The sequence below is a fragment of the Sinorhizobium numidicum genome (genome assembly GCF_029892045.1).
In the GTDB taxonomy this organism is placed as follows: domain Bacteria; phylum Pseudomonadota; class Alphaproteobacteria; order Rhizobiales; family Rhizobiaceae; genus Sinorhizobium; species Sinorhizobium numidicum.
On record NZ_CP120369.1, the window covers coordinates 283088 to 295291 of the forward strand.

The following is a 12204-nucleotide window of genomic DNA, read 5'->3' on the forward strand; positions in this document are numbered from 1 at the left end:
CTCGCAGACCACGTTCTATCATCAGCTCGAAGCGCAGCGCCTCTCTTACCCTCCACAGATGCAGCGCAAGCCGAATACCCCATCTAGGAGTAGTCCTATGACGAAGCATCAGGTTGAGGTCATCACGTCGGTCGAGCGGCGGCGGCGCTGGTCCCGGGAGGAGAAGGAGCGGCTGGTTGCAGCGACATTCGAACCCGGGGCAAGTGTTTCGGAGATCGCGCACTCGGCCGGCATCCATGTCAGCCAGCTCTTCCGCTGGCGCAAGGAGCTCTGCCAGATCTCCGCGCCGTCCGTCCCGCAACTCGTTCCGGTGGAGGTCGTCGAGCCGCTGCCGTCGTCGCCAGCGGAGCCGCCGGTCTCCCGACCGCGTAAGAAGGCAAGCATCGTCACGATCGAGCTTGGCGGTGGGCGTCGTCTCCGGGTCGAGAGTGACGTCGACACCGATGCGCTCGGCCGGATTCTTGATGTGCTGGAGCGGCGATGATCCCGGTCCCGAGCGGCGTGAAGGTTTGGCTGGCGACGGGACATGCGGAGAGGCTTTCCCGGGCTGTCGCTGATGGTGCAGGAGACGCTGAAGCGCGACCCAATGAGCGGTCATCTGTTTGTCTTCCGAGGGCGGAGCGGCGGCCTGATCAAGGTGATCTGGCACGACGGCCAGGGTGTGCCTGCCTGTTCACGAAGAAGCTCGAGCGCGGCCGTTTCATCTGGCCGTCAGCGGCCGACGGCACGGTGGTGATCACGCCGGCGCAGCTCGGCTATTTGCTCGAAGGCATCGACTGGCGAATGCCGCAAAAAACCTGGCGTCCGAGCTCGGCGGGATGAGCAAAACCGCTGGCACGACGGGAGCGAATATATTCCATCCCGCCATGACCGATGCGGCCGATCAGCTTCCCGACGACCTTGCCAGCGCGCATGCGATGATCCTCGCCGAGCGCGCGGCCCGTCGTGAGGCGGAGGCGCTGGCCGCCCGCGCGCAGGCAGTGAACTCGCACTCGGATGCGCTGATCGCCCGTCTCCGGCTGGAGATCGAAAAGCTGAAGCGCGACATCCACGGCAGCCGCTCGGAGCGCAAAGCCAGGCTTCTGGAACAGATGGAGTTGCAGCTCGAGGAGTTGGAGGCCAACGCCAGCGAAGACGAACTGGCGGCGGAGTTAGCGGCACGCTCCTCGCCGGTCAGGGCTTTCGAGCGCAAGCGTCCATCGCGCAAGCCGTTTCCCAGAGCATCTGCCGCGCCAACGCGTCGTCATTGCCGCACCGGCGAGCTGCCCGTGCTGCGGCTCGGCCAAGCTGGCAAAGCTGGGCGAGGACATCACCGAGACGCTGGAGGTGATCCCGCGCCAGTGGAAGGTGATCCAGACCGGGCGCGAGAAGTTTACCTGCCGCGAATGCGAGAAGATCACCCAGCCGCCCGCGCCCTTCCACGTGACGCCGCGCGGCTTTGCCGGACCGAACCTCTTGGCGATGATCCTGTTCGAGAAGTTCGGTCAGCATCAGCCGCTGAACCGGCAGAGCGAGCGTTACGCCCGCGAGGGCATCGACCTCAGCCTGTCGACGCTCGCCGATCAGGTCGGGGCCTGCGCCGCGGCATTAAAGCCGGTGCATGGACTGATCGAGGCGCATGTGCTTGCCGCCGAACGGCTGCATGGCGACGACACCACCGTGCCGATCCTGGCGAAGGGCAAGACCGACACCGGTCGCATCTGGACCTATGTCAGAGATGACCGGCCGTTCGGCGGGCAATCGCCACCGGCGGCGCTCTATTATGCCTCGCGCGACAGGCGACAGGAGCATCCCGAGCGCCATCTGAAGAACTTCACCGGCACTTTGCAGGCCGACGCCTATGGCGGCTACAACCCGCTGTTCAAGGTGGATCGCGACCCCGGTCCGCTGACGCAGGCGCTGTGCTGGGCACATGCCCGTCGCAAGTTCTTCGTGCTCGCGGACATCGCCAGCAACGCCAAACGCGGCAAGAATGCTGCCGCAATCTCACCGGTCGCGCTGGAGGCGGTCAAACGCATCGATGCGCTGTTCGACATCGAGCGCGACATCAACGGTCTTTCAGCGAACGAGCGGCTGCAATGCCGTCAGAAGGACAGCCGTCCGCTCGTTCATGAGCTTCAGATCTGGCTTCGATCTGAGCGAGCAAAGCTGTCGCGCAGTTCACCGTTTGCCGAGCCGATCGACTACATGCTCAAGCGCTGGGACAGCTTCACATCCTTCCTCGTGACGGCCGGATCTGCCTGACGAATAACGCGGCCGAACGAGCGCTGCGTGGTTTTGCCCTCGGGCGCAAGTCATGGCTCTTTGCCGGCTCCGATCGAGGTGCCGAGCGCGCCGCCTTCATGGCGACACTGATCATCACCGCCAAGCTCAACGACGTCGATCCGCAGGCCTGGCTTGCCGACGTTCTCGCTCGCATCGCCGACACCCCGATCACCAGGCTCGAGCAATTGCTCCCGTGGAATTGGACGGCATCGTCAGCAAAAGCCGCTGCTGCGTAGGGGCACCGATGACCCACGATACCGACAAAATCCGCGCTCTTGTTCGCGATGTGTTGCTCCGCGACTGGGATCCGATCGGCATATCTGACATTCCCGAAGCGAAGGACGAATACGACGCTTATGCCGACGTCGTGCTCGGTATGCTCATCAACGAGAACGCAACGGCAGAAGACATCGCCAACTACCTCTTCAAAATAGCCACAGAGCACATGGCGCTGCCCGATCGCGAGATGGCGAAGCTGTCCGAGACAGCCGCAGCAGCAATCGTGGCCCTCCGATCAAACCGCTAGGCGGAAGTCAGCTTCGAGGTACCTGCGGTGCTCACCGGACGGATACCTTGGGGGCAAGGTCAGCCCCAACAAAACGCCGTACACCGCGGCAACGGCCGCTCGCGTCCTCGGTGTCGAGCGCCACGACAGCCGACAGCGCCAATCAATACCAGAGCCGTGGTGAGAAAAGCGGGCTAAGATCGATCGGCTCCGACATGCGCCTTCATAGCAAATCGAAGCAGAAAAGCCCAATAAAACAATGCCGAAACAGGGCGGCTGAGTCATCCTGCCGCAGTCGGCGCTGGTACCCGTTGCGCCATAACCCGTCGCCAATCAAGCCCTGCGAACAAGGCTTCGTATTGAGCCCGAGAAAGACGCATCGTTCCATCCTGCACCTTGGGCCAGGCGCCTGATGGCCACAGCGGAAGTCCACCGGCCGCGTCGCGATTAGGATCGATAATCGTTTGCCCGCGACGATCACACCGTCCCTCGCATCGCACGCACCAAGGCTGCAACCCGATCAACCGGCACATCGCCGGGAACCCTCACCACGAGGTCTGCGCCCATTTCTACCGTCACGATCTGCGAAGCGGCCGCGACCGGCTCCGGGATCGGCAAAGCATCGGTAGCCGTCTTCGGCTCCGTCGTAATCGCAAGTGGCACAAAGGCGGGTTCGATAGGCCCGTCCTCAATGGCTGGCATCAGTTCGGCAGACAGCGCCAGAAGACCCTGACGTGCTTGTCGTCGCCAGCAATTGATGCGCAACGAGATCATGACGACACGCAACGTCGGCGACACCAACTCCAGGCTCAAGGCTCTCCGCAACAATCCGCGCCTTCACAGCATCTGGCCACCGTCGGTTTCCACGACGAGGCGCCACAACTTCGCATCGCCCGACAAATCCTTCACCATCCGCCATGCCAAATCTCCAGCGTTGCCAAAAACCATGCGGTAGAAACTCAATGCTCAGAAACACACGGAATCAATGGGATGTAGGCGGCGCATACCATTCAAACAATCAAGTACGGGGTATATTTAAAGCGCAAAGATTGTCGGGACCTTCCTTCCATTCTGCGTCGGGTGTTTCTCCAGCAAAGCCGAGCGCGAACGCCAGCTCATTAAGCGCAGACTCAAATTTCTCAGCTTTCGTTCCAAATACCAGTCCCCCCAAGATATCGGAAACTGTTGGGTCGAGATCTGCAAAAGATTCAAATTTGTTTACCCAGTTGACTATTCTCTCCGTGCGTCCTTGGCTCACGATCGTTAGCTTCGTAACGGTAACTCCTGTCGGAGGCTTAAGCAGAGGCCCGATTGAAATTCGCTTCTTACGGTTCAAGGGAAAGTCACACGCCACGATCCGAGTTCTTTACCCGCATCATCACGCCTGCCAACGGAGCCGGTGGACACTTCGAATCTGCCGCCTAACGTACACGCGTGAAGGTGCCGCCGAGATAGACTGACAAAGATCAGGCAAGTTCATACTAATCTCGGTATGCCCATTCGGCGGCTGACAATGCCCGGATCGAATGTACCACTGTCCGACTCAACACTGCGTCTAAGCTCGGCCATCACATCCGGCAGGAATGGTTCTACGCGGCGCGATAGCAGATTGAAATTCAGGAAAAGCTGTTCAGCTGTCGACAGTAACGTTCCGTCGCCACGCACCATCGCTTGCGCGACATGGACTCGCTTTTCGTCAATGTCGGCTATCCAAGTAGTGAGGAGCAGATCGTCGCCGCGCATCGCTTCTTTCTTGTAAGCGACCCGCGCTTCGGCGGTGACGAGGCCAGAGATCACTGAGCCATCCGGACTTAGACGTATCGCAAAGTCGAGCCGTACATCCGCAGCTCGACTGAACGCTCCCAGATAGTGCATCATATTCATGTGCCCATATCCGTCGATAAGATCGTCGGTCACCATTGTTGCAAATTTTTGGGTCGTATTCATCATTTGCCCATTCTCGTGTGATCTTGGCAGATTACCATGCCGTTCTGATAACGCTTTGAACAAGATGTGCCGGTCGGCAACTTCCGTAACGATGGCACGCATACCCGCTATCTTCAGTTCCATATCTACTCCACGGCCTTGTCCCATGAAGCAGATCACGCTCAGTCAAAGCGCTCTCCAAGCGCACTTTTTCATTTTGCAGGGTCAGCCAAAGCAGCGCCAGCACCGCATCATCAATCTTGACGGTGTCAATCACCATCGCTGCAGCTTAACACAGACTGCACCCGTCGCGGCGCAGACAAGGGGATATGGCTCTGGTTTGCATCCTTAGTTAAAGACAGTCGGTGAGGCCCCAATAGCGTATGGCTCGGCTTAATTTGACAAGCGTCGGCATGGCGCAGGTCCTCCACGCCACCTTGAATTACGCCAACATCAACTTGGGAACCCCCGTCGAGTCAGTTCAGTGGGCCGTTGCCACTAGTCACATTTGGGCACTTTTAAGGTGGCCGCTGCAATGCAGATCGAATGGCCACCACCCCCGCATCTCGCAATTCCATAAGCTCGGCTTGGCCGTTGGCGTCAATACCTTTCAATACCTGTTCGCCATATGCTCGTATCATTTGCCGATCTGGCTGGAAATCTGTGGCGCCCCTCTCCATCTCGGCGGCGAAACCACGCCCACATACTGCCTAACCTGGCGGCCTTGAAGGCGGTCTTCGGATCAGTTGCCGACCGTTCATGTGCAACTCGCATCGCTCATTAAAAGGGTCAACTGATGTATTTCCAGGGATGACCGCACTGAGTCCTGCAATTCCTCAGCTTAAGAGGAAATCGCCACCATCCGCTATTACTACCTGGGCGGTTATGTAGGACGCGCCTGCCGCGAGATAAGTGATGAGTTCCGCATACTCTTCAGGCTGACCAATACGCTGAAGCGGAACAGCGGTTCGCGCCCACTCCTCGTTGTCCAGCCCCCATGAGCATTCCCAAGGAGAATTTACCGCTCCGGGTGCAATTCCGTTGACCCTCACCCGAGGTGCCAAAGCCTTGGCCAAATGTCTAGTCAGGTGAGCCAGCCCGGCCTTGGCGCAGGCATACGCGGTACTGCTACCGGTGCACGCGAATGCGCCTGTGGATACCGTGTTGACTACCGCGCCATGGCTCTCCATGAGAGCGGTACGGGCAGCCTTGGTCATCCAGAACGCACTCAATAAATTAACGTCCAGCATCTTCTGCCAGAAGGCTGGGGTAAGAGCATCAAAGTCATCTACTGGGATTGGCGACTTCGTACCGGGTGCTCCAGCGTTATTAATTAGATAATCAAGGCCGCCGAGCACTTCCAAGGCAGATGAGACAACTTTGTGCGCGGAGTCTGGTTGGCTGACATCTCCCGGCACGCTATACACGTCAAGACCGTCGTCCCTTAGTTTGGTGACTTCAATGATCAGCTTTTCGTTTGTGCGTAAGTCATTTATCGCGACACTAGCGCCAGATCTTGCGAGTCTTGTCGCTGTGGCAAGACCGATACCGGAAGCCGCTCCTGTTACAATAGCCTTTTTATTCCGCAAATCAAAGTTTATCATGACGTCTTCCTTGGGTTGTATCATACTCATTTCCGGAGAGTGCTATTGCACTGCTAAATTTTCGCACGGTCCCTGCCTTTGGGTGCCTTTTCGCTGCCGACGAAGGCAAGGGTATGGGCAAACGACAGGTGAGGTACCTACGATCCAGCACCGACACTGGCGATACTTGCGGCGTAGTGGTGGATCGACGCCTCGCGTCGTTCCGTCGGTCATGTAAATCTTTGCTACGGATCCATTGACGCTGCACTCCCACCTTGATTGCCTCGCCGCACTGAGGCGGTCGATCACATTGAGATATCGTGGGCGCGCCAACACGCCACCACCGAGTCCGGCCACGGTGAGCACAGCCACAATTTCTACGCCTTGACGATCCAACGCTGGGCTTGGACAAGCGCTAAGGACTCCTGTCACGTCGGTCTGAACCTCAGATGTTCCCGACTGCACGTCGTACTGCAATTATCCGCTTCTCCCGTGCGTCGTCGGGGAGCCTCTTTGCGTGCGCTGCCAAGAGTTGCGGACGAGGAGGTCACGCAGTGCATTGGTCAGCGGCGGACCTGGCAGGCGGCTCCAGTCACTGTCCATCAGGATCGACCACTTTTCTTCATTTATCTCGCCGGGGGCCTCCGGACGATCTACCCAACCCAATTGGGCCTCACATGGGCCTGAAATGCCATAGCGGAGACCAGGTCCGCTCTTAATGATGCTGTCGATCTCTTCCATCGTGGCCTCGTCGGCCGCGATCATGTGGAACGCCTCGCGGAACATCGCGGCTTGCAGGCGATTGCCGATAAAACCCGGAATGGCTTGCGACACTACAATCGGTTGTCTGCCGATGCTGCGGTACAGTTCGACTGCTGCTTCAAGTCTTTCTCTCGGCATTTCAGGTGTGCCGACGATCTCCATGGCCGGGACCAGGTGCGGAGGGGAAAAAGGATGTGCTACGAGGAGACGACCCGGGTTGGGAATGTCTCTAGCGATATCGCCTGGCAAAAGTCCTGATGTGGAGGAGGCGATAATCGAATCGAGCGGCGCGAGACTGGCAATTTCCCGGACCAGCGCGCGTTTGAGATCTATCTGTTCCGGGGCATTTTCCTGAATGAGCTCTGCCTCGGCCACCGCCTCGGCCAAAGTGGCGCAAAGTCGAAGGCGTGTACGTACAATGGGCAAATGAAGCTCTTGCAATTGCGGCTCATAGCGGTCGAGGGCCGCCACTAGACGATCCTGCCAACCCGGTGCTGGATCCCATGCGGTCACCTCATGGGTGCCAGTCATGAACAACGCCACCCAGCTCGCGCCTATTTCCCCTGTGCCGATGCATGCGATGCGCATAGATTACCTCATATCAATGGATCTGGAGAGTGACTTCTCAAATAGGCTTCGAGAAACCTGATGAACTTGAAGCGATGACAACATTAGGTGCGAACAGACTCAAGCGTCATCCGGGATATGGTTGTGATGTCGTAGATAGGCAGCCCTGTCATGCAACGGATTGCCGGCGTTATCGGCGGGAATCCAGTGCAAGTGAAGAGTAGCGCAGCGATGTCCGGATTTGCGACGCGGAGCCGCGCGACACAAGCAGCCACATCATTCTCGATGTCGGCGATATCGGTCGGTTGCGGCGGACGCATGGACGCGTTTTCAGACATCTTACCGCCTTCGACGCCGCCGATGACGATCCGATCCCGGTCGGCCTGATCAATGAGCCCAAGCAAATCATCTCGAAACACTCGTGAATCAGCTGTGACAACAGCGAGTTTGGCTTTTGGCGGCAGTTGGCGGAGCAGCGTCGGCACTAAGAGCAGGCTGGACATTATTACCGGAACACTTACCGCCGCAGCCACCGCTGCCTGATGCCGGACAGCAAAGCCGCAGTCCGAGCTGATTACGACTGCGCCTCGCTCCACCAGCCTCCGAGCTGCCGCCACAAAAGCAGGCTCGAGTGCAGGTTCGCCCTGCATCACAACATCCGCCCAGGCTCCCTCGACGGTTTCCGATATTACGGGAAAGTCGAAAGTAGCTGAACTAAACAGCGACCCGGACGGCTCCGCCGGCGGCGCCACGCCGGCCGGCAAACCGGGTTCCAAGCCCAAGATTCCAAGACAACTTCCGGCTTGCGACGTCATTTCGCCTCCAAGACATATAGATACATTTGATACATTGAGGGCGGTCATCCGCGCTTCTTAACTCCGAGGATTGCCCGTGCCTCGGCAGGTGTGGCAACGCTGGCGCCCATGCGCTCTATGATCCCAACCGCATTGTCAACGAGCCCGGCGTTGGAAGCCAGTACGCCACGTCGGAGATAGATGTTATCTTCCAATCCTACCCGGACGTGTCCACCCATGGCCACCAACTGGCCAACCATCGGCATCTCATCTGCACCACAGCCAAACCCACACCAGACTGCCCCGGAAGGCAGAATCTCACGCATCGCCTGCACAACACTCGGTACAGCGGGAGCACCATAACCTGTGCTGAGGCAAAATTGGAAAAGGGGCGGACCGTCGATTATGTTTTCGGAGATGAGTTTCTTAGCGATTTCAATGTGACCTAAATCGAAACACTCGAGCTCGGGCTTGACACCAGCGTCGCGCATAAGTGTCGCCATCTCTCGCAGATCGGACGTACGCGCAACATATATTTGCTCCCCATAACCGAATGTTCCGCAATCCAGCGTGCTCAGTTCAGGCTGAAGCTTGACGGCATGGGAGCAGCGTCCAATTGCGCTCTTAAGTGTGCTGGTGTTTGCTAATTTTAAAGGATCCAAAGAATCAAATTCAATTTCGCCGTCCATTCCACAAGTTAAGTTGATGATGACATCCGTTGCAGCGTCCCTGAGCTTTTTAACGACCTGTTCATAGAGCTCAAATCGGTTTGATGGGGCCCCCGTCTCAGGATCACGGACGTGAATATGCACAATCGCAGCTCCAGCCTTTGCAGCTTCGAGTGCAGCCTCAGCGATTTGCGATGGCGTCTTGGGGATATTTGGATGCTTCCCAAGAACCGCAGAGCTTCCTCCGGTGACTGCACACGTGACGATTACTTTCCGCGACATCAGAACTCCTACTTCCGTTCGTCTTAGTTGATTGGCTGACGCCAAACACTCGGTGCGGCGCCGAGTGGTCATACTGGCAATGTTTTATCGCGTTAAGCCGCGCCTGTTGGCTAGCCCGAATTGTTTTGCCCGGCCTTCAATTGTTATGGCTGAAGCGGAGGCGCAATCGGCCGGCGCGCGCAGCGCGGCAGAGGATTCGCGGAACAGCGCGCTGCCGAGCCGAAGGAGGAAGAAGTCGTGGCCGAGGAGTTCGCGGCCCATCGATGCCGTGCTCGCGCGCTCAAGCGCGAACCTCGAAGGCGTCACGGTTGAACGGCCGCCTCGGCCGGAAACGACGCCCGAGCGGGATTCACTCGTCCACGACCCGCATTGGGACGAGCATGCCCGGCTCGAGGAATGGCGCGCTCTACTTAACCGCACCATGGATCTTCCGCCTGTGCTTACGGCCGCGATCCTTTGGGACGCCTGGGGAGGTCAGCCCGCTGCAGCGTCGATTTGGCTAAGCTTCCTTGTCAGGCTAACTTCATCACCGCGCCCTCGATGACAATCGCCGGCGGTCACATATTTCCATAGTGCAACCAATAATTTGCGGGCCAGCGCCACGATTGCGTTCTTCTTCGTGCGGCCGCCGCTGGATTGCACGCGCGCCGTAAACCACTGGCTCAACGCTGATTGCGGCTGATGGCGCAACCACAACCACGACAGTTGGATCATTGTGGCGCGTAGGCGCGGGTTGCCCGCCTTCGACACGCCTTGCTCATGATCGATGGTTCCACTTTGCCAGGGTGTCGGTGCCAGCCCTGCGTACGCGGCAACCTGCCGCCGATTGTCAAAATGGCTAAACACGCCTTCGGTCCAGAGAACAGCCGCAAATTCTAGACCAATGCCTTTGATGTCGCACAACATTGACCCAGCCGCGGTCGTTGTTGCCACTACGCTATCCTTTGGCGCGGCCAGGAGCGTATCGCGCTCGTTCTCCACCGCTGTAATTTGCTCAAACAACAGTTCGAGCCGATCAAGTTCACGGCTTATTTGAGTTTTGAGGTGGGGCGGCAAAGGACGGCCGTCCCCCGTGTGGAGCTGGTCCAGTTGCTTGCGCCGGTTCTTGCGCAGCGGTTCGTATCCACTGATGCCGTGACCGAAGAGCAGGCCTTTGATGCGATTGACATGTTTGATGCGCTCGGAGATCAGAACCTTGCGCTCGCGGCAAATACGACGGCGATCTTCTTCCTCGGGGCGTGGTGCATTGACCATAGCACACACCCGTGGCTCTCCGCGCTTGAAAGCCAACAGCGCTCGGACCAGCGCCTCACCATCCAATCTGTCCGTCTTCGCTCCCCGGCGCCTGCGCGAGGTTGCTATCGAGGCTGGGTCGACGACGTAACTTTCTATCCCGTTCGCCTTCAGCACACGATCGATCCAGAAGCCGTCGAGTCCGGCTTCCTGAATGCTCAGGGAACCTGATTGCCCGTACGAGATCGCACCTTCTCCTGGAGCTGAGCAAAACGATCCAGCAATGCCCTCACATCGCCGCCAACCACCGCGTGCTTCGACATCTTCTCGCCGTTTCCCGGCGGCAACGAGATGATCAGCCACGTTGAGCGAGAGAGTTCCAATGATATGGGATCTTGGTGAAACGAATGTCCGCCTTATCCCTGTCCGGCTTTTGCGATATGCGCAGTAAGAGCAAGCGGATCGCCTCGAGTGTAGCCATGATGTTCCGAGGGCCGGCGACTATTCTGTTACTCACCCGACGCAACTGCCACTTACATACGCCGCGCCGCAGGTTCTTTCATGATCGGAAATGAACTTTTAAAGACCAGCGCTTAGCAATCCCAACTCGACCGCCATCCTGTCCCTGTAAGTGTGCTCGCCGAGGAGATCGAGAGTGTGCCAAGCCATGGAATTGACACTCGCGAGTACTGGGCAAGCGAGCGCAACTTCCATTTGGGCAAGGTTCGACCTTTGTATAGAGAAAGCTGCGCAAGATACGAATAACGCATCCACGGGGCGCGCAGCAGCGAGAAGGGACTCGAGCTCTGTTTGGATTCGATTCAGGGGTACACTGGCGATATCTTCGTCGGTCACGAGATTCAAAGGCCGTGCTAACGAATGATGGGCGACTACTTCGATCCCGTAACGCGAGAAATATGGCGGCATCGCGTGGTGCAGTTTGGACCCATAAGGGGTAAGGAGCGCTATTCGCTTAACCTTGTACCGTTGCATCATCGCGATGGAGGCTATGCCCGGAGACGTGTAGCGAAGACCAGGCCGGGCAGAACCGAGGAGACGCACAAGTGTTTCATTACCGAGCGCTACGGTGGCTGATGTGCATGAAAACGCGATCACGTCAATCAGATTACCAGGAGGTAAGGTTCCCAAAACGGTTGGCCAATCAGGGATTGGGGTAAAACCGCCGGCTTGATGATCGGCCTCGTCATAGGAGGTGCGCGTCGTAAAGACTCTCACGGGCGAACCCGCCATCTCGGCTTTAAAAGCGTCCTCGCCGACCGGATCGGTGGACAGTGTGATCAACCCTATGCCCTTCATCTCGTCCTCATTTGAATGATCTCGCGGATTATTCACTTTTCTCGCGGCCCCGTCCGATTTTGTCAGCTGCTGTACCGGCCCCACAAACATCCTGTGCAGAACACAATCGTTTGTGGTCCGGTTGATAGTCTGGAGCGTCCGCCCAATCTATCTGGTCGCAGGTATGGGATCTAAGGATCCGTCCCTAAATACAGCTTGGAAAATGCCGGCCAGCATTTGGCCCCCGGCACCATAACCCAGCGGTGATCTAGGAAACAGCGCCCCTTACTAACAGCTTCGCGACAGCCAGCAGATCGGACGTT

General features: G+C 58.1%; 10 protein-coding genes and 5 pseudogenes. 5 read left to right on the forward strand and 10 right to left on the reverse strand.

Features of this window, described 5'->3' with window-relative positions:
• Window positions 1-97: 97 nt before the first annotated feature.
• Together tnpA (PYH37_RS30495) and tnpB are read left to right on the forward strand one after the other, a co-directional pair.
• Window positions 98-484 (forward strand): IS66-like element accessory protein TnpA, encoded by a 387-nt coding sequence (gene tnpA / locus PYH37_RS30495; RefSeq protein ID WP_280736275.1) that lies wholly within the window; start codon window positions 98-100, stop codon window positions 482-484.
• A pseudogene (gene tnpB, locus PYH37_RS30500) lies at window positions 481-822 on the forward strand (IS66 family insertion sequence element accessory protein TnpB). The gene tnpA (PYH37_RS30495) and the pseudogene tnpB overlap by 4 nt, the downstream one beginning before the upstream one ends.
• On the opposite strand, the gene PYH37_RS32625 reads toward tnpB, so the two are convergent.
• Entirely contained in the window at window positions 756-1052 is a 297-nt protein-coding gene (locus tag PYH37_RS32625) for a hypothetical protein (RefSeq protein WP_425336204.1), read from the reverse strand. The pseudogene tnpB and the gene PYH37_RS32625 sit on opposite strands and share 67 nt — an antisense overlap.
• On the opposite strand from PYH37_RS32625, the pseudogene tnpC reads away from it, so the two are divergent.
• Together tnpC and PYH37_RS30510 are read left to right on the forward strand one after the other, a co-directional pair.
• Window positions 960-2501, forward strand: a pseudogene (tnpC, locus tag PYH37_RS30505) (IS66 family transposase). The gene PYH37_RS32625 and the pseudogene tnpC overlap by 93 nt on opposite strands.
• A gap of 8 nt (window positions 2502-2509) precedes the next feature.
• Window positions 2510-2791, forward strand: a complete 282-nt coding sequence (locus tag PYH37_RS30510) for a hypothetical protein (RefSeq protein ID WP_280736274.1) — start codon at window positions 2510-2512, stop codon at window positions 2789-2791.
• Window positions 2792-3247: 456 nt separating this feature from the next.
• On the opposite strand, the pseudogene tnpA (PYH37_RS30515) reads toward PYH37_RS30510, so the two are convergent.
• The 7 genes and pseudogenes from tnpA (PYH37_RS30515) to PYH37_RS30540 all read right to left on the reverse strand — a co-directional run bounded on the left by tnpA (PYH37_RS30515) (window position 3248) and on the right by PYH37_RS30540 (window position 9352).
• Window positions 3248-3689, reverse strand: a pseudogene (tnpA, locus tag PYH37_RS30515) (IS66-like element accessory protein TnpA).
• Between the two features lie 557 nt (window positions 3690-4246).
• Entirely contained in the window at window positions 4247-4840 is a 594-nt protein-coding gene (locus PYH37_RS30520; protein ID WP_280736273.1) for a thioesterase family protein, read from the reverse strand.
• A 51-nt stretch (window positions 4841-4891) separates the two neighbouring features.
• A pseudogene (locus PYH37_RS32630) lies at window positions 4892-4976 on the reverse strand (DUF6429 family protein); the annotation flags it as partial.
• A gap of 556 nt (window positions 4977-5532) precedes the next feature.
• Window positions 5533-6324, reverse strand: a complete 792-nt coding sequence (locus tag PYH37_RS30525; RefSeq protein WP_280736272.1) for an SDR family NAD(P)-dependent oxidoreductase — start codon at window positions 6322-6324, stop codon at window positions 5533-5535.
• Window positions 6325-6756: 432 nt separating this feature from the next.
• Complete coding sequence (locus PYH37_RS30530; protein ID WP_280736271.1) at window positions 6757-7629, reverse strand: 3-hydroxyacyl-CoA dehydrogenase NAD-binding domain-containing protein; 873 nt, start codon at window positions 7627-7629, stop codon at window positions 6757-6759.
• Between the two features lie 83 nt (window positions 7630-7712).
• A complete protein-coding gene (locus tag PYH37_RS30535; RefSeq protein ID WP_280736270.1) occupies window positions 7713-8423 on the reverse strand; it encodes an aspartate/glutamate racemase family protein in 711 nt (236 codons plus the stop codon).
• 44 nt (window positions 8424-8467) lie between these two features.
• Window positions 8468-9352, reverse strand: a complete 885-nt coding sequence (locus tag PYH37_RS30540; RefSeq protein WP_280736269.1) for a beta-keto acid cleavage family enzyme — start codon at window positions 9350-9352, stop codon at window positions 8468-8470.
• A gap of 145 nt (window positions 9353-9497) precedes the next feature.
• Between PYH37_RS30540 and PYH37_RS32635 the strand changes: the two genes are divergently transcribed.
• The gene (locus PYH37_RS32635) at window positions 9498-9896 is read left to right on the forward strand and encodes a DUF1612 domain-containing protein (RefSeq protein WP_425336221.1); all 399 of its coding nucleotides are present in this window, start codon (window positions 9498-9500) and stop codon (window positions 9894-9896) included.
• Here PYH37_RS32635 and PYH37_RS30545 read toward each other — a convergent pair.
• Window positions 9865-10974 (reverse strand): annotated as a pseudogene (locus PYH37_RS30545) (IS110 family RNA-guided transposase). The gene PYH37_RS32635 and the pseudogene PYH37_RS30545 sit on opposite strands and share 32 nt — an antisense overlap.
• Window positions 10975-11164: 190 nt before the next feature.
• Complete coding sequence (locus PYH37_RS30550; RefSeq protein WP_280736268.1) at window positions 11165-11902, reverse strand: aspartate racemase/maleate isomerase family protein; 738 nt, start codon at window positions 11900-11902, stop codon at window positions 11165-11167.
• Window positions 11903-12204 lie beyond the last annotated feature (302 nt).

What these genes read in the sequence shown, in the direction of transcription:
- tnpA (WP_280736275.1), top strand. Translation starts at nt 98, where the DNA reads ATGACGAAGCATCAGGTTGAGGTCATCACGTCGGTCGAGCGGCGGCGG.
- PYH37_RS30510 (WP_280736274.1), top strand. Translation starts at nt 2,510, where the DNA reads ATGACCCACGATACCGACAAAATCCGCGCTCTTGTTCGCGATGTGTTG.
- PYH37_RS30520 (WP_280736273.1), bottom strand. Translation starts at nt 4,840, where the DNA reads ATGGAACTGAAGATAGCGGGTATGCGTGCCATCGTTACGGAAGTTGCC.
- PYH37_RS30525 (WP_280736272.1), bottom strand. Translation starts at nt 6,324, where the DNA reads ATGATACAACCCAAGGAAGACGTCATGATAAACTTTGATTTGCGGAAT.
- PYH37_RS30530 (WP_280736271.1), bottom strand. Translation starts at nt 7,629, where the DNA reads ATGCGCATCGCATGCATCGGCACAGGGGAAATAGGCGCGAGCTGGGTG.
- PYH37_RS30535 (WP_280736270.1), bottom strand. Translation starts at nt 8,423, where the DNA reads ATGACGTCGCAAGCCGGAAGTTGTCTTGGAATCTTGGGCTTGGAACCC.
- PYH37_RS30540 (WP_280736269.1), bottom strand. Translation starts at nt 9,352, where the DNA reads ATGTCGCGGAAAGTAATCGTCACGTGTGCAGTCACCGGAGGAAGCTCT.
- PYH37_RS32635 (WP_425336221.1), top strand. Translation starts at nt 9,498, where the DNA reads ATGGCTGAAGCGGAGGCGCAATCGGCCGGCGCGCGCAGCGCGGCAGAG.
- PYH37_RS30550 (WP_280736268.1), bottom strand. Translation starts at nt 11,902, where the DNA reads ATGAAGGGCATAGGGTTGATCACACTGTCCACCGATCCGGTCGGCGAG.